This is a genomic window from Glutamicibacter sp. NPDC087344 (assembly GCF_044744225.1).
Lineage (GTDB): Bacteria > Actinomycetota > Actinomycetes > Actinomycetales > Micrococcaceae > Glutamicibacter.
This window is the reverse complement of sequence record NZ_JBIUXY010000008.1, coordinates 87489-101636: the sequence shown is the minus strand read 5'-3', so window position 1 is coordinate 101636 and position 14148 is coordinate 87489. Positions and strand designations below refer to the sequence as shown.

Below are 14148 nucleotides of genomic sequence, written 5' to 3'. Positions count from 1 at the left end.
TTGCGTGCCGGAGTTTCAATCCGCGGAGGCCTTGGCCTGAATGGCAGTGTAGGCGGCCAATACCGTGGTGACCGCGAGCACCACGAGGCTCAGCAGGAGCGTTGGCAGGTGCTGCCAGGACACCAGGGCGAGCGCACCGATCACCAGTAGCGCCGCGGTGGCCACCAACCGCGAGGTCCCAAGCTGTCCAAAACGGGATCGAGCGAACAGCAGGTTGCCCAAAAGGTACACCAGGGGACCTGCGATAGTCACCAGGACGATGGCCGGGGTGAGATGCTCGTGACTCATTCGAAGTTCGATCGACACGGCGACCAGAATCGCTCCGAGCACCATCAGCGCATGGGCGTACGCATAGGCGGTGCGCAGCGTTTTGGTGCTTGCCTCCCCGCCAGCGCCCTGTGACCCCGGAACAGCGAAATAGTTCCACCACAACACAAAAATCGAGGCGAATCCCACCACGAGGCCAAGGCCCAGGGAAACGGTCAATTCACCGTGCTCAACCAGCGAACCTCCCAGCAACAGGATCGACTCGCCCAACGCGATGATAAATACCAGGCGGTTGCGCTCGGCCAGATGCTCGGCGTCGGTGTCCCACAGGTGCATCGGTGCGGCGCCGAGCCCGGGAATTCGGAAGTGGGATAACGGGGCGGCGTAGTCGATCAGTACCGCCAGCAGCCAGAGGACCAAACGCCATTGGTCCGGTGCCGCCGCACCGAGAACCCAGAAAACCCCGGCCAGCAAGGTCCACACCAGCAGCATTCGATAGTTGGCCGCCAGCTGTTGTCCGCGAAACGCAAACATCATCAATAGCGGGCGGGCGATCCCCATGAACAGATAACAACCCACAAAGAGCCATGCCCCGTGGCCGAAAGCAGAGGGGATCGCAGTGGACATGCCCAGCGCGGCCAACATGAGCACACCCATGAACAGCTGTACTGCGGTCTTGGCGGGGTTCAACCAGTTCATGGCCCATGCCGTGTAGTTCCAACCCCACCAGACCGCGGCGAACACCACTGCGGTCTGGGCCGCCCCGCTCCAGGAAAGATGACCGATGAGCAGGTGGGAAAGCTGGATGATCGCGAAGACGTAAACCAGGTCGAAAAACAGTTCGATCGGGCCGACTTCCGAACGGTGTACCGACGGACGCGAGAAGCTAGTGGTCATACGGGGACTTTCTGCGACGAAGCGAAACTGGCAGCGGGGAACATGCCATTGGAGAGGCACTGACCACGTAGAGTGTTTCAGCCTTCACGGATGGTCATGACTGAAATTTTGTCACCGGCGAGGTCAAAGGTGAAGCGTGAGCGGCCGTTTGCATGAGTTGAACGCCAATCACCCACCACGGTGATCTGTTCATGATCGGCGATGACCTGTTCAACACTCAACACGCCATGCGCACCGATGAATTCGGCATCGCTCCATCTTTTAATGGCGTCCCGGCCGGTGAAGATTCGTCCCCAGTCGTCCACCTTGCCGGTCGCGGTAAACGCATCGAGAAAAGCCTGCTCATTGTGCTCGTTGACGCGAGCGATGAACGAAGCTATTGGTTCGGGGATCGTGGGTGTAGACATCTGCGGTACCTCCTAGGGAATATGGAAGTTATGTTACACACCGGGCTCCGGTATGCTGAAGGTGGTGGATGAATCCACCAAACGCACTTCCACGTGAGGATCACGTGAATCATTGCGGAGAGGCCCGTAGCGATCGGGACAGGTCCGGATGGGGTGCGGCGCACAGTTGCGCCGACTTCAACCCCCCGAAGTCATTGCTTCGGCCAAGGCAAGGACCAGAGATGTCAGCAAAAGACGAGAAGAACCTTCAGCAGGTTATCGACAAGATCGATACGATGCCTGAACCGCAGCGGGAGATTATCCGCCGGGCTCACCAGGTGATCCTGGCCGCCGCCCCGGAACTCAAAGCGCGGATCTGGTACGGCATGCCGGCCTACGCGCTGGGCGCGAGCTCACCGGCGCTGCTCACGTTGCGCAACGACGACCGGATGAATCTTGCGCTCACCGAAAAGGTCGAATTCCGGGCTGCCGGTGGCAGCCAAGGCGGGTTGATGCCCGCGGCCTGGTACTTCGAAGAGCTCGACGCGCCCACCGAACAGCGGATCGCGGACATCGCCCGGTCGGTTGTGCCCTAGCCGGCTTCCGGCCGGCCAAGCTCCCGGGCATTGCCCGGTGGGCGGTGAGGGCGAACCATGCGGTGTGAGCCGCGCGGTTCGCCCCCGCCCGCCGGGTTTCGCCACTGGGGTGCAAGCCCGTCAAACGGATGCCAACAAGGGCAACCTAAAACAGCGGCCAGGGAACCGCCGGCATCCGGCCGCTCGGAGCAGGAAAACGTGCGGTATTCTGCAGGATTTCGCAGCGGGTAGCCACCGCGTCGAGCTCTTGGGCGGTGAGCAGATCCGCCAGCTGCCGGCCCAAATCACCGTTTAATCCCTGGCAGACTCGTTGGACCGCCATCAGTTCTTCGTCGTTCAGGTTTTCACCGAGCCAGCCCCACAGCACCGTGCGCAGTTTGTGTTCGTGATGGAAGGTCAACCCGTGATCCACCCCGTGGCGTATCCCGTCGGCCATGGCCAGGATGTGGTTTCCCTTGCGGTCGGCGTTGTTGACGATCACGTCGAAGACCGCCATCCGCCGCAACGCGGGGCCGTCCTCGTGAACCAGGTTGACGATCCGCCCGGTTTCATCTTCCCCGCTCAGTACATGTTTGAACCCGGCAGGCGGGGTATGAACCGGCGTGGATTTCTCCGTGCTTGGCGCGGCCGCAATCAGGTCGACGGGGTGCTGCTGGGGATCCGGCTCGCACCACAGCTGCACCATTCCCTCGCCGAGCGGACCGTCGCGCAGCCAGGTGCGTGGCACAACATCCCCGCCGAAGACCTGAGAGAGCGCGTAGGCGGCGACCTCGCGATGGGCTAGCGCGCCGTGGGGGAAATCCCACAGCGGGCTCTCCCCGGCAATCGGTTTATACACCACCGTGCTCGGCCCGATGGCACCCAGGAAGGTGGCGTTGGAAGCGGTGGTGATTCGCGCGGTCAGCGTGAGCTCGGCCGATAACAGGTCCGTGGGTGGCATCACGGTGCGTCGGTGGTGCAGGTGTGCCCCTGCGGGTCCATGGGCTCGCCGCAGCGCGGGCACATCGGCCGCCCGGCGGCCACGATCTCACGGGTGCGTTTGGCGAAAGCCCGCGCCGTGCCCACCGGGATGCGCAGCACCAGCATTTCATCCTCCGGCGCGGTGTCTTCCTCTTCCTGCAACGGCGAGAACTCCATGACCACCTGGGCCATGGACTGATCCCAGCCCAGGCTGATGGCACCGATGCGGAACTGGACCTCGACACCTTCCAGCGGGTCGTTGTCGACCAGTTCCACCGGGGTGCCTGAGGGGACGCTGAAGGGGTTGCCGGCCACAGAGCCCAGCTGATCGAGGACCTCGTCAACTTTTTCCGCCAGCGCCGCGGACTGCTGCTTCTCCAGGGCCAGGCTCAGCAGCTGCTTGCCGGCGCGAACCTGCAGGTAAAACGCGCGCTCGCCCGGGGCGCCGATGACGCCGACCACCACACGATCTGGCCAAGAAAATTCGTGAACACGTGTAGACATAACAGTATTCTAGGACGAAGCGCGTCGCGGTGCCTGGTGGCCCTTGCCGCCGCCCACCTCCGCTTCGGCGGGCGGGGCGCTGTGGGCCAACCAGGAAAGGTCCCCGGCATCGCTATTGATGCTCACCACGCTGGGCCGATTCACCGCGTACCGCACAATCGATACCGAGGCCGGTGAAACATTCAGCCGCTGGAACATATCAAGGTGCATTCCCAGTGCGTCGGCAAGCACCGACTTGATGATGTCGCCGTGGCTCACCGCCACCCACACCGCCCCGGGGCCGTGCTCGGATTCGATGGCCGCATCATGGCGGCGGATCGCTGCGACGGACCGCGCCTGCATGGCCGCCAGCGACTCGCCGCCGGGAAACGTTGCCGCGGAGGGTTGCGCCTGGACAATCTTCCACAGCTCCTCCTTCGCCAGCTCTGCCAGGGTCCGCCCCTGCCAGAGCCCGTAGTCGCACTCCAGCAGTTCGCGGTCCAAAACGGTGTCCGGGGTGCCCGATTGCCGGTCGATGATGAATTGCGAGGTTTGCACGCAGCGTTCAAGCGGGCTGGAGACCACTGCGACCAGCGGCACACTGGCCAGCCGCTGGCCGGTGAGCGCCGCTTGTTCCCGGCCCGTTGCATCCAGGGTGATGCCTTCTCCCCGGCCTGCAAGAAGCCCAGAGGTGTTCGCTGTGGAGCGGCCATGCCGCACAAGAATAACAGTCGCCATACCCCCAGCCTAGTGACCAGCGCCCGGCAAACCCAGCCCTTCACCGCTCGCGGACTGAACCGATCGCTAGGATGGGAACCAGATGATCCAGCGTCTTGAATCAAGGAGTTTGAAGCGATGAGTTTTAATTTGTACCTGTCCGGGGAAATCCACACCGACTGGCGTGACGAACTGCAGCGCGGCGCCCTGGCCGCCGGCCTGGACATCGTGTTCACCGCTCCGGTCACCGACCACCCGGCCAGCGATGCCGCCGGGGACCACCTGGGGGAGACCCCCAACGCGTTCTGGCGCGATCACCAGTCGGCCAAGGTCAACGCCATTCGCACCCGAACCCTGATCGAAAAAAGCGATTTTGTGGTGGTGCGGTTCGGGGACAAGTACAAGCAGTGGAATGCGGCGTTTGATGCCGGCTACTGCGCGGCCTTGGGCAAACCGTATGTGACGTTGCATGACGAAGAGCTGATTCACCCGCTGAAGGAGGTCGACGCCGCAGCCCAAGGGTGGTGCCGCAGCGTTGAGCAGGTTGTAGAAACGCTGAGGTACGTGCTGACCGCGTAAGTTGGCTGCGCGCAGTGGCGGTGGATCGAGCGGACGGGCCCGAATCAGCGCGGGTACCGCCAGGGCGGTGCAGCTTCCAGTGATTCGGGCAGCCCGCGGCGGATAAGCTCGTCCCGGGCCCGCTGAAGTCCGCCGTGTTCCAAGGCCGCCAGCTGCGAGCTGCCCGTGTACACCCGGCGACCGAAGCGAAAGACGCTCACCTGCAGGCTGCCGGCCAGATGCTCGAGGTCTCCGGGCACGTTGCGGTGTTCGCCGGGCTTCGGCACGGGGAGCACAAATGCCTGATCCAAGGGCGCTCTCGCGCTGAGGCGGATGCGCCAGCCGTACCCCCTGCCGGACAGCTGCCAGCTTTCGTCGCTGGTGTGGGTGGCGACCGGTGAGATCAGCGGATTGCCCAGCCGGATCACCCGTTTGTCGGGCAAACGGATCACCAGGGCGGTGACCTCCGTTCGCAGGGAACCGGCGCTCACCTTTCCGCCGGCGAATGCGAGGCAAACACCTGGCTCGGCGAACCCCTGGGCCTGGCCCCACCACCAGGCCTCGGGAAATCCTTCGCGGCCCCAGTTTTTCTCCCCATACACCTGGGCATTCTCAAAGTCCCAGGTGCTCCCGCCCAAGGTTGCGGTGCCCGAGGCCCGTCCGCCGAGCAGCCACGGATGCCAGTACTGGTTGAGCCCGGGGACCAGCTGAAACACACTCGAACCGCCCAAGGCCGTGTGCGGCCAGGGGATCGGATCGTTTATGCTCAGCTCAAGCCGCGCCTCGGGGCCCAGATCGACGTGCAGCCGGCGCTCGGTGCCTTCGAACACCAACGGATGGCGCCCGGCGCGAACGCCGAGCCGGTGAGGATCGCTCCAGGCACCGTGAACCGCGGCGGTGTGCACCGCGGCCGCGGGCCAGGCGGCAAGCCCAACGGTTGACCAAGGACCGTCCGGCCCCCGATTGGCGCCGCACAGCGCGATGAGAACCCGCCCGGTCGCCGGATCGGTGACTCGCCAGAAATACCCCTCCATGGCCACCGTCGGGTGTGCTCGGGCGGGGTTGCCGAACAATGGATCGGCGCCCGTGGCGCGATACCTGTGACGTAGGCCCATGCCCCAGTACAGCACAGCCGCTTCGGTGTGTCGATGTGCTGGCGGGCACGGGAAGCTGGCCGAGCTGGGGGACAAGAGCTACGCGCCTCGGTACGCTAAGAGACTATGAGCACCTCATCGTGGCGATACGTGGCGGCGCGGAATTCCGACGCGGCCGGCAACATCAGTTGGAATGTCCGTGAGCTGTATGAGCTTCGCCTCGGCGGCAAACCAACCTATACCGCCGACGGGCTAGCCCCCGAGGGCGAGTCGTTGCAGGAATTGCGCCATGACCTGCGGCTGATGTTTTCCGACGTGCTGCGCGAGGACACCCCCATCCTGGACCTCACGGGCGGCGAAGCCCGCCTGGTCCCGCAGGCCAGGTATGGTGCCGGGCAGGCAAGTGATCCCGGGCGCCGAGGACCCGAATCGGCACCGGCAGCCACGGCGAGCCTGCGTCGGCTGCGGGCAACCGACGCCCCGGCGGTGTTGCGCGCCTTTGACTCAGACCCCGAAATGCGGCGCCAGGGTTCGGTGGGATCGCTGGTCGAGGCGGAGCACTACGTGGCGGGCCTGCTGGAACCCGGGTCGAATTTTTATCCCTGGGCGATTGCGATCGACGATGAGCTGGTGGGATTGGTGTGCGTGAATGTGGACGCGGCAAACCGCAGCGGCTGGTTCTGGTACTGGATGGCCAGGGCGTCGCGCGCTCGGGGACTGACCAGTCGGGCGGCGGCCGGCGTGGCCAATTGGGCGCTGAGCGCCCTGGAACTTGAGCGGCTGGAATTGGGGCATCGGGTCAACAACCCGGCCTCGGGTTCGGTGGCCAGAGCCGCGGGGTTCATCCAGGAAGGTGTCGAACGCGGAAAATTCCTCATCGAGCAGCGGCGCATCGACGTGGCGACCTACGGGCGCTTGGCCACCGATCCGTGGCCCGCCCTGGCCGGGCTTGCCATGAGCGAAGAACCATGAGCGCCGGTGCCTGGCACGAGGTGGGGAACGGGGTGTTTTACCGGCGGTATAACCCCGTGGACGTGTCGGTGGGGGTGATCCTCGGCCCGCAGGGTGCGACGGTGATCGACACCCGAAATAATCCGGCGGAAGCGCGGGAGCTGCGAGACGACGTCAGCTCCGAATTCGGGCGGCCGATTGCGGCGGTGGTGAACACCCACGCGCACTACGACCACTGTTTCGGCAATCAGGTTTTCGCCGCCGCGGGGATCCCGATCTACGGCCACCATCTGATTCCGCGCCATTTCCAACGTTTTGAGGCGCCGCGGCTGCACGAGGTCCAGCGCCAGCCGAGCGTGGAACCGGACAAGTCGTGGAGCCAAGTGAAGCTCACCTCGCCGAGTGTGCTCATCGACCACTCGCAGAGCCTGCTGCTTGGCGGCCGCGAGGTTGAACTGCTGGTTTTGCCGCCGGGGCATACCGAGACCGATCTTGCGGTGCACATCCCGGATGCCGGGGTCTGGTTCCTGGGGGATGTGGTGGAGGAATCCGGGCCGCCGATGTTCGGCTCCGGCTCCTTCCCGCTGGGTTGGCCGCTGGTGCTGGAGTCGCTGACCCGACAGATCCAGGAATCCGACCGGCTGGTCCCCGGGCATGGGGCGGTGGTGACCCGCGACTTCGTGCTGGCGCAGGGGCGGAAAATTGCCGAGCTGGCCGTGACGCTCTCCGACGCCTATGCCCAGGGCCTGGCCCCGGAGCAGATCTCCTACCCGCGGGCACTGCGCGAGTATTGGCCCCAGGAGTTCTTGAGGCCGGCCGCCGTGGACGCGTATACGCAGCTAGCCGGTCTAGGGTAAAAAGGCCGGGAGCACCTGCTCAGCTTTCGGGTTTGCTCGCGATGCCATCTAGCCACAGGGTCTGGGATTCATCACGGTGGACCCCGTCGGAGCCGACATGCTTTGAACTGATCGTGGGCCCCTTCTGGATGACATGAACCAGTGCCATGCCATGCCCGCGACCCAGTTCGTACTCGTCCTTGAGCCAGCGCAGGATTTCGCCGGCTTTCACCCCGGGCTGATCCAGCCCCTTGGCGTGGGCGAGGTCCACTAGCTGGCGCGGCGTTAAGCCGGTCTTCTTTTCGATGGTGTCCAGATAGGCCTGAAATGACATGGGTAGATCCTTGAGACGGTGAACGGTTCTCGGACGATTTGCGCGGCAAGCCGCCGCTAATTCGCAAGTATGCCACCGCCAGCCCCGCGGCGCATGGTCCAAGACCTCGCGGCAGGTTTTCTCGCGGGCGTTCTGGATCAACCGGTGCGCCCGTGAGTGGTGGAGGCTCCGTCGTGGACAGCCTCCGCGCAGGCCCGCCGGGTGCGCCGGGTGCGCACCAGAACCACCGGCAGCAGCGCCAAGGCCGCGGCGCACGCGGCTAGCGAAATATCCAGGCTGAAGCGCGGCGGGCCGGAGGCGGGGAAAACGTCGGCGAGCAGGAGCGTTACCACCACCACGGGGATGATGCTTGCCGCGAGGGTCAGCAAGGAATACAAAACGACGTTCAACCGTGAGGTTGCCTGCTGCGCGCACCAGATCATCAATCCGGCCAGTCCGGCCCAGGGCACCAGGGGCAGTGCGAGCACCACCCAGAAACCCGGATCCGGGTAGGTCCACCAGGGGGCTTTGACGAGCAGAGGCTCAACCACCAGCAGCAACAGTGCCATCAGGATTGCGCAGTTCAGTGGGAGTTTTCGCCAGGTCCTGTTCATGGGTTCAAGGCTACAGGCACCCGGTGTGCCAACTGGGTAGGCAAAACACTAGGGTTAACCGCATGAGTGAACGGATCAGGCTTCGCCCGGTGACCGGGCCCGCCGAGTACCCTCGGCTTGTTGAGATTTGGGCCAGCGCGGTGCAGGCGACCCACGATTTTCTCACCGGTGCCGACCGGGAACGGATTCAAGCGGTGCTGGCCAGCGAGTATTTTCCGCAGGTCCGGCTGACCGTGGCGCAGTTGGACGGCGTGCCGGTCGGCTTTTCGGGGACCGCCCACGGCGTGCTTGAGATGCTGTTTGTGCAGGCCGAGCACCGCGGGGCAGGTATTGGCGGCGCGCTGTTGCACCACGCCATCGCCACCCAAGCGGTCAGCGCGGTGGACGTCAACGAACAAAACACGCAGGCGCTCGGTTTTTACCTGGCCTCCGGGTTCGAGGTTGCCTCACGCAGTGAGCGCGACGCGCAGGGCCTGGCCTATCCGCTGCTTCATTTGCGGTTGCCCGGCGTGCCGGAAACCTCTCAACCTTGATCGACTTGACGGTTAGCCGCGGTATCGGGCCACGTCCTCGGCGAGCAGCTGCGGCCAGCGTGCCAGATCCTGCGGGGTGCGCGCCACCTGCAAGGTGGCGGCCGGCAGCAGCCGGGCAAGTTCCTGCGCCGTAGACAGCGGATGCCCGGGGTCATCCACCCAGGCCAAGATGCGGGTGGGTGCGGTGACACGGCGCAACTCGTCGCGGGAGGGAAGATCGCTGAGGGCCGCCCCTCGATAAATGGCTGGGAGCAAATGGTCCGGCACATGGGGAAGGACCGCGGGGGCCCCGGAGGCGGCCGGTGGCGGCCCGGCGCTCGGAGCCTGGGCGAAGTACGTTCCCATACCCAAGCGCTCGATCTGATCGGCCGACTCGAGGTAACGCTGGGCCTGGGCCGGGCGGGTGTCCCAGGCGGTGGGCGGAAGCATCAGGGTGAAGCCGCTAAAACGCTCCGGGCGCCGCACCGCCGCATGCAGCAAGGTACCGCACCCCATGGAAGGGCCAACCCCGTGAACAGGCTGATCGGGGAACCAATAATCCAGCAGTTGCAACAGATCCTCGGCCAGGACCGGCCAGCGGTAATCGGCCGGAACCGGGCGGCCGGAAGAATAACCATGGCCGCGCGCGTCGTAGCGCAGCAGCTGGGTGCCGGAGAGGGCCCGGCCTAAATCCAGCTGCAGCAGCCGGTCGTGCGCGCGGCTGGAGGTCAACCCGTGGAGCTGGACCACCGGGTGTCCGGACTCATCACTGAACGCCCAGGCAAGCTGTGCATTCGGCACCTGAAATTTGTGCATCCCGTGCTCCGCTCTGATCTGGCGACTTAGCGAATATGATACGTGCTATGAGACTGACTCACATCCAGCACCTGCGGCTTCCCTTTGGCCCGCTGCTCAGTTACGACCAGCAGGTCAGTACGGCGGGGGACCGGTTGCCGGTGTCCTTTGACCAGGGGCGGCATGTGGGAGAGGGCCACCGGCCGGGCTCCTGGATGGCGTTGTCCTTCCGCCTGCCGCACCCGGTGCCGCGTGAGCATCTGGCGGCCGCCTGGGAACATGTGGTGGCAAGACATGGGACCCTGCGCACCGTGTTTTCCCCCGCCCCGGCCACGGATAATACCGGGGCGGGAGCGGCGCTGCACCGGGTGCAGGTCGAGTCCGGGGGCTGGAGGGAGCACCGCATCCAGCCCGGGGAATCGATGCAGGCAGCGGTTCAGCGGGTGCTGGATGCCGGGTGCGCACCCTTTGAACAACCCTCGCATCGGCTATGTGTCATCGAAACGGCCGACGGCCCGTCGCTGGTGATCGGTTCGGACCATTCGCACGTGGATATGTGGTCCATGCTGGTGATGGTGCGAGACATGATGGCCGCCTTGGAGCAGATCCGCGCCGGGGCTGGCCCGGGCGGCGAACCGGCCCCGGATTTCACCGACCACACCCGGGTCTTGGAACGGTCCGCCCCCGCCCCGGATGAAATCCGCCGGCGGTGGGAGCGGCTGATCGAGGACGGCGGCGGGGTGATGCCGTGTTTCCCGCTGCCGCTGGGGGAACCGCACCCGTCCCCCGAGCGGGTGCAGGTGCGTGATGTGCTCGATCCGCACGGACTTGCCCGGTTTTCCGCACGCGCCAAGACGGCCGGGGTCTCCACCCTGGCATTGAGTGTGTCGATGATGACCCTGACCACCGCCGCGCTGGCAGGCACCAGCCTGCGGGTGGTATTTCCGGTGCACAGCCGCACCGAACCACGCTGGTTCGACTCGGTCGGCTGGTTTATCACCAACTCGGTGCTTGAAGCCGCAGACCCCGACCCGCAGGCCTGTGCCGCGGCGGTGCGCGAGGCAATTAATCTTGGATCGTGGCCGCTGGCGCCGCTGCTTGAACCCTGGGGCGGCATGCCGCAGGGGCCGGGAATGTTTGCGGTCTCCTGGCTGGATTTGCGGCGCTTGCCGGTCCAGATTCCCGCCGAGGTACAGGAACCGGCCTATGTCAGCGCCGCGATCCGCACCGATTCGGTGATGCTCTGGTTCATCTTGGATGAAGCAGGAATGCACCTGCGCTGCCGCTACCCGGATACCGACCAGGCCCGCCAGCATGTGGGGGCCTGGCTTGATGATTTGGTTGAGCGTATGCGCTCCCAGACCGTCAGCTGACCACCGGCTGGCAGTGTCCATCGGGTCTCTGGTTATTAGCGGGGTGCACCCATAGACTGGCAGCACCCACCTGAAACGACATCAATTTCACAAGGAGCATCATGTCCAGTGTTGAAGAACGCGCCACCGACCTTGCCCGCCAGCACGAATCCGGCCAGTTGGTGGTCCTGCCCACGGTGTGGGACACCTTCAGCGCCGCGGTTGCGGTTGGGGCGGGGTTCAGCGGGCTCACCGTGGGAAGCCACCCGGTGGCCGACGCGATCGGCAGCGCCGACGGGGAGCAGATGGATCTGGCGGAGTACCTGCAGGTGGTGCGCCGCATTGTCGACTCGGTGGATGTGCCGGTCAGCGCCGACGTGGAATCCGGGTACGGGCTGGCGCCGGCCGAACTGTTCGAGCGGGTGATTGCCTCCGGTGCGGTCGGCGTCAACATCGAAGATGTGGTGCACCGCGAGGGCGACCGGGTGCGCGATCGGCAGGAGCACGCGGACTACATCGCCGGGGTGCGCCAGGCCGCGGACGCCGCCGGAATCGATTTTGTGATCAACGGACGCACCGATGCCGCCCGGCTGGGCGAGACGTTCGCCGATCCGCTGGGCGAGGCGATAGCCCGGATCGTGCTGCTGGAGCAGGCCGGGGCGCGCAGTGTGTACCCGGTGGCGCTGAGCACCGCGGACCAGGTGCGCCAGGTGGTGCAGGCGGTGTCGATCCCGGTGAATGTGACAGCACACCCGGTGACGGGGCACGGCGCCGGGGATCTGGCCGCCCTGCGTGAGCTGGGTGTGCGACGGGTGAGTTTCGGTCCGCTGTGGCAGATGTGGCTCGCCGAGCAATCCGCCGCGCAACTGGAACGCTGGCGCTAAACGTGTGAGAGTTTTGTTGCCGCTGGCGCCGGCCGGGGTTTTGCCGCTCAATACCCCGGCCGGGCCGGATTCCTGCCAGACGGGGCAGTCGTGGGTGAGCGCGCCAACCTGTTAACGTGGGGTGATGAGCCTGCACAAATATAGTGAAGTCGATGTGTTTTCACCAACCGCCTACCGCGGGAATGCCCTGGCGGTGGTGCACGATGCACAATCCCTGAGCACCGAGCAGATGCAACGTTTCGCGAAGTGGACAAATCTTGCCGAAACAACGTTCCTCCTGCCGCCAAGCGGACCGGAGGCCGACTATCGGGTCAGGATCTTCACCGCAAGCCACGAACTTCCCTTTGCCGGGCATCCGACCCTGGGCTCCGCCGCCGCCTGGCTGGCCATGGGCGGCAAACCGAAGCACGCGGGACTGGTGGTGCAAAAATGCGGGGCCGGGCTGGTGCCTGTTCGCACCGACGGCACCCAGCTGGCGTTCCAGGCCCCGCCGCTCACCCGTTATGAACCGCTCGCCGAGCCGAGGCGTGAGCAGGTGGCAGACGTATTGGGTATCGGCCCGGAGCAGATCCTCGACAGTTCGTGGATCGTGAACGGCCCGCAATGGATCGGGGTGCGGCTGGAGAGCTCACGCGAGGTACTTGAGCTGGCACCGGATCCCTCGAAGCTCGGCACCCTGTGCATCGGTGTGATTGGACCGCAACCCGCGGGGCATCCCGCCGACTTCGAGGTGCGCGCCTTTGTGGGCGGCGATCCGGTGTGGGAGGACCCGGTGACCGGCAGCCTCAACGCCGGACTGGCGCGCTGGTTGTCTGACACCGGGATTGCGCCGCAACGATATATTGCGGCGCAGGGAAGCGTCATAGGCTGCGAAGGGCGGGTCCACGTGAGCATCGAGGGCGAAACCATCTGGGTTGGCGGCCAGGTGACCACCTGCATCAGCGGCGAGGTCAGCTTCTAGCAGCCGACCGAGCTTGCGTGCTTTTCGCGCGGCTGCCAGCACATTACGGGGACGGTATTGATCGGTTCAGCCAAGCTGTTTGCCGGTCGGAGGCATTGGCTGAGCCGGCAATCTCGAAAAGCGTCGGTTTCACTGCGTGATATTGACGCCAATGGGGCGGGTGGGTGCCCCGCGGGCAGGAATGATCAAAATCTTTGGCTGCTTGCTATCCGCCGCGTCGTGCTGGCCGGTAGGGTGAACTCATGTTTTTAGAGAACATTGTTTTTGACGCCGCAGAGCCCCGTGAGTCCGGAGTTTTTTGGCAGGAGCTTTTAGGCTGCGAACAACTCACCGACTCGGATCAAGGATTTGAAACACGCTACTCCGTAGCCGGCGGGCCCGTGCTTGATCTTTGTTTTCCGCATGTTCAGACGCCGTCCCCCTCTGCCCAGCGACTTACCCTGATCCTTGATACACCCCGCGAGGCGGGCGCAGGAGCAACGCGCGAGGTCCCCGGGCTCCTTCGGGAACACGACCCTGCTGGCAATGTTTTTCTCACGCCACCCCTCGGCGAGCGCCGTGAAGGGTGCCCGAGGGTGCGGATCAGCCAGATGCGGATGGAATCCAAGGACCCGCAGGGGGACGCGCGGTTTTGGGCGGAGTTCTCCGGATGGAGGAATGACGGTAATCAGGGTGCGGCGAGATTGTCGCACCCTAGTGGTCGAGGCCCGTCCCTGCAGTTTGTCACCGAGGCTAGTAGTAAAGGTGAGTACGACAAAAATCCAATGCACCTGGATCTTCGACTGGAACCGGGAGATGATCCGGACGCGGTCGCGAGGAGCATCTGTGCAGCCGGCGGTCGGGAGCTCTGCCCAGACTGGGGCGACTTGCCGTGGCGGGTCTTTCAGGACCCTTCAGGCAACGAGTTTTGTGTGTTGCCGGTTCCTGTGGCCAAACTTGACCTGGATTCCGGCGACTGATGCCGCCGGGCCG

At 65.0% G+C, this 14148-nt stretch carries 18 protein-coding genes; 9 read left to right on the top strand and 9 right to left on the bottom strand.

Annotation, left to right across the window (positions count from 1 at the left end; translation table 11 throughout):
• Positions 1–15 precede the first annotated feature (15 nt).
• Entirely contained in the window at positions 16–1164 is a 1149-nt protein-coding gene (locus ACIOWL_RS15085) for a low temperature requirement protein A (protein ID WP_400386784.1), read from the bottom strand.
• Positions 1165–1241: 77 nt separating this feature from the next.
• The gene (locus tag ACIOWL_RS15080) at positions 1242–1571 is read right to left on the bottom strand and encodes a nuclear transport factor 2 family protein (protein WP_400386781.1); all 330 of its coding nucleotides are present in this window, start codon (positions 1569–1571) and stop codon (positions 1242–1244) included.
• Positions 1572–1792: 221 nt separating this feature from the next.
• Between ACIOWL_RS15080 and ACIOWL_RS15075 the strand changes: the two genes are divergently transcribed.
• A complete protein-coding gene (locus tag ACIOWL_RS15075) occupies positions 1793–2146 on the top strand; it encodes a DUF1801 domain-containing protein (RefSeq protein WP_400386778.1) in 354 nt (117 codons plus the stop codon).
• Between the two features lie 145 nt (positions 2147–2291).
• Here the strand turns inward: ACIOWL_RS15075 and ACIOWL_RS15070 are convergent, their stop codons facing one another.
• Genes ACIOWL_RS15070 through ACIOWL_RS15060 form a run of 3 tightly spaced genes read right to left on the bottom strand, consistent with a single transcriptional unit; the run spans position 2292 to position 4327 of the window.
• On the bottom strand, positions 2292–3086 hold the full coding sequence (locus ACIOWL_RS15070; RefSeq protein WP_400387066.1) for an SCO1664 family protein: 795 nt from the start codon (positions 3084–3086) through the stop codon (positions 2292–2294).
• Positions 3086–3610, bottom strand: a complete 525-nt coding sequence (locus tag ACIOWL_RS15065) for a DUF3090 domain-containing protein (RefSeq protein ID WP_400386776.1) — start codon at positions 3608–3610, stop codon at positions 3086–3088. Before ACIOWL_RS15065 ends, ACIOWL_RS15070 begins: the two co-directional genes overlap by 1 nt.
• A 9-nt stretch (positions 3611–3619) precedes the next feature.
• The gene (locus ACIOWL_RS15060; RefSeq protein ID WP_400386773.1) at positions 3620–4327 is read right to left on the bottom strand and encodes a histidine phosphatase family protein; all 708 of its coding nucleotides are present in this window, start codon (positions 4325–4327) and stop codon (positions 3620–3622) included.
• Positions 4328–4444: 117 nt separating this feature from the next.
• Between ACIOWL_RS15060 and ACIOWL_RS15055 the strand changes: the two genes are divergently transcribed.
• The gene (locus ACIOWL_RS15055) at positions 4445–4885 is read left to right on the top strand and encodes a YtoQ family protein (RefSeq protein WP_400386772.1); all 441 of its coding nucleotides are present in this window, start codon (positions 4445–4447) and stop codon (positions 4883–4885) included.
• A gap of 44 nt (positions 4886–4929) precedes the next feature.
• Here ACIOWL_RS15055 and ACIOWL_RS15050 read toward each other — a convergent pair whose 3' ends face one another.
• Entirely contained in the window at positions 4930–5979 is a 1050-nt protein-coding gene (locus ACIOWL_RS15050; RefSeq protein ID WP_400386770.1) for a tocopherol cyclase family protein, read from the bottom strand.
• A gap of 105 nt (positions 5980–6084) precedes the next feature.
• Between ACIOWL_RS15050 and ACIOWL_RS15045 the strand changes: the two genes are divergently transcribed.
• Positions 6085–6930: a GNAT family N-acetyltransferase gene (locus ACIOWL_RS15045; protein ID WP_400386767.1), complete on the top strand. Its 846-nt coding sequence runs from the start codon at positions 6085–6087 to the stop codon at positions 6928–6930.
• Positions 6927–7766, top strand: a complete 840-nt coding sequence (locus ACIOWL_RS15040) for an MBL fold metallo-hydrolase (protein WP_400386764.1) — start codon at positions 6927–6929, stop codon at positions 7764–7766. Before ACIOWL_RS15045 ends, ACIOWL_RS15040 begins: the two co-directional genes overlap by 4 nt.
• A gap of 19 nt (positions 7767–7785) precedes the next feature.
• Here the strand turns inward: ACIOWL_RS15040 and ACIOWL_RS15035 are convergent, their stop codons facing one another.
• Together ACIOWL_RS15035 and ACIOWL_RS15030 are read right to left on the bottom strand one after the other, a co-directional pair.
• Entirely contained in the window at positions 7786–8079 is a 294-nt protein-coding gene (locus ACIOWL_RS15035; RefSeq protein ID WP_400386761.1) for a DUF4287 domain-containing protein, read from the bottom strand.
• 137 nt (positions 8080–8216) lie between these two features.
• The gene (locus ACIOWL_RS15030) at positions 8217–8672 is read right to left on the bottom strand and encodes a hypothetical protein (protein ID WP_400386758.1); all 456 of its coding nucleotides are present in this window, start codon (positions 8670–8672) and stop codon (positions 8217–8219) included.
• Between the two features lie 62 nt (positions 8673–8734).
• Here ACIOWL_RS15030 and ACIOWL_RS15025 point away from each other — a divergent pair, with 62 nt between their 5' ends.
• The gene (locus ACIOWL_RS15025; RefSeq protein WP_400386755.1) at positions 8735–9205 is read left to right on the top strand and encodes a GNAT family N-acetyltransferase; all 471 of its coding nucleotides are present in this window, start codon (positions 8735–8737) and stop codon (positions 9203–9205) included.
• Between the two features lie 12 nt (positions 9206–9217).
• Here the strand turns inward: ACIOWL_RS15025 and ACIOWL_RS15020 are convergent, their stop codons facing one another.
• Positions 9218–9985, bottom strand: coding sequence for an alpha/beta fold hydrolase (locus ACIOWL_RS15020; RefSeq protein WP_400386753.1), 768 nt, complete (start codon positions 9983–9985; stop codon positions 9218–9220).
• Positions 9986–10047: 62 nt separating this feature from the next.
• On the opposite strand from ACIOWL_RS15020, the gene ACIOWL_RS15015 reads away from it, so the two are divergent.
• The 4 genes from ACIOWL_RS15015 to ACIOWL_RS15000 all read left to right on the top strand — a co-directional run bounded on the left by ACIOWL_RS15015 (position 10048) and on the right by ACIOWL_RS15000 (position 14135).
• Entirely contained in the window at positions 10048–11352 is a 1305-nt protein-coding gene (locus ACIOWL_RS15015; RefSeq protein WP_400386750.1) for a condensation domain-containing protein, read from the top strand.
• Between the two features lie 101 nt (positions 11353–11453).
• Positions 11454–12215 carry an isocitrate lyase/PEP mutase family protein gene (locus ACIOWL_RS15010; protein ID WP_400386747.1) on the top strand — a complete coding sequence of 254 codons (762 nt, stop codon included), beginning with the start codon at positions 11454–11456 and terminating at the stop codon, positions 12213–12215.
• A 124-nt stretch (positions 12216–12339) separates the two neighbouring features.
• Positions 12340–13176, top strand: coding sequence for a PhzF family phenazine biosynthesis protein (locus ACIOWL_RS15005; protein WP_400386745.1), 837 nt, complete (start codon positions 12340–12342; stop codon positions 13174–13176).
• A gap of 242 nt (positions 13177–13418) precedes the next feature.
• On the top strand, positions 13419–14135 hold the full coding sequence (locus ACIOWL_RS15000) for a VOC family protein (RefSeq protein ID WP_400386742.1): 717 nt from the start codon (positions 13419–13421) through the stop codon (positions 14133–14135).
• Positions 14136–14148 lie beyond the last annotated feature (13 nt).

Coding starts and splice junctions, on each gene's coding strand:
- ACIOWL_RS15085 (WP_400386784.1), bottom strand. CDS start 1,164: ATGACCACTAGCTTCTCGCGTCCGTCGGTACACCGTTCGGAAGTCGGC.
- ACIOWL_RS15080 (WP_400386781.1), bottom strand. CDS start 1,571: ATGTCTACACCCACGATCCCCGAACCAATAGCTTCGTTCATCGCTCGC.
- ACIOWL_RS15075 (WP_400386778.1), top strand. CDS start 1,793: ATGTCAGCAAAAGACGAGAAGAACCTTCAGCAGGTTATCGACAAGATC.
- ACIOWL_RS15070 (WP_400387066.1), bottom strand. CDS start 3,086: ATGCCACCCACGGACCTGTTATCGGCCGAGCTCACGCTGACCGCGCGA.
- ACIOWL_RS15065 (WP_400386776.1), bottom strand. CDS start 3,610: ATGTCTACACGTGTTCACGAATTTTCTTGGCCAGATCGTGTGGTGGTC.
- ACIOWL_RS15060 (WP_400386773.1), bottom strand. CDS start 4,327: ATGGCGACTGTTATTCTTGTGCGGCATGGCCGCTCCACAGCGAACACC.
- ACIOWL_RS15055 (WP_400386772.1), top strand. CDS start 4,445: ATGAGTTTTAATTTGTACCTGTCCGGGGAAATCCACACCGACTGGCGT.
- ACIOWL_RS15050 (WP_400386770.1), bottom strand. CDS start 5,979: ATGGGCCTACGTCACAGGTATCGCGCCACGGGCGCCGATCCATTGTTC.
- ACIOWL_RS15045 (WP_400386767.1), top strand. CDS start 6,085: ATGAGCACCTCATCGTGGCGATACGTGGCGGCGCGGAATTCCGACGCG.
- ACIOWL_RS15040 (WP_400386764.1), top strand. CDS start 6,927: ATGAGCGCCGGTGCCTGGCACGAGGTGGGGAACGGGGTGTTTTACCGG.
- ACIOWL_RS15035 (WP_400386761.1), bottom strand. CDS start 8,079: ATGTCATTTCAGGCCTATCTGGACACCATCGAAAAGAAGACCGGCTTA.
- ACIOWL_RS15030 (WP_400386758.1), bottom strand. CDS start 8,672: ATGAACAGGACCTGGCGAAAACTCCCACTGAACTGCGCAATCCTGATG.
- ACIOWL_RS15025 (WP_400386755.1), top strand. CDS start 8,735: ATGAGTGAACGGATCAGGCTTCGCCCGGTGACCGGGCCCGCCGAGTAC.
- ACIOWL_RS15015 (WP_400386750.1), top strand. CDS start 10,048: ATGAGACTGACTCACATCCAGCACCTGCGGCTTCCCTTTGGCCCGCTG.
- ACIOWL_RS15010 (WP_400386747.1), top strand. CDS start 11,454: ATGTCCAGTGTTGAAGAACGCGCCACCGACCTTGCCCGCCAGCACGAA.
- ACIOWL_RS15005 (WP_400386745.1), top strand. CDS start 12,340: ATGAGCCTGCACAAATATAGTGAAGTCGATGTGTTTTCACCAACCGCC.
- ACIOWL_RS15000 (WP_400386742.1), top strand. CDS start 13,419: ATGTTTTTAGAGAACATTGTTTTTGACGCCGCAGAGCCCCGTGAGTCC.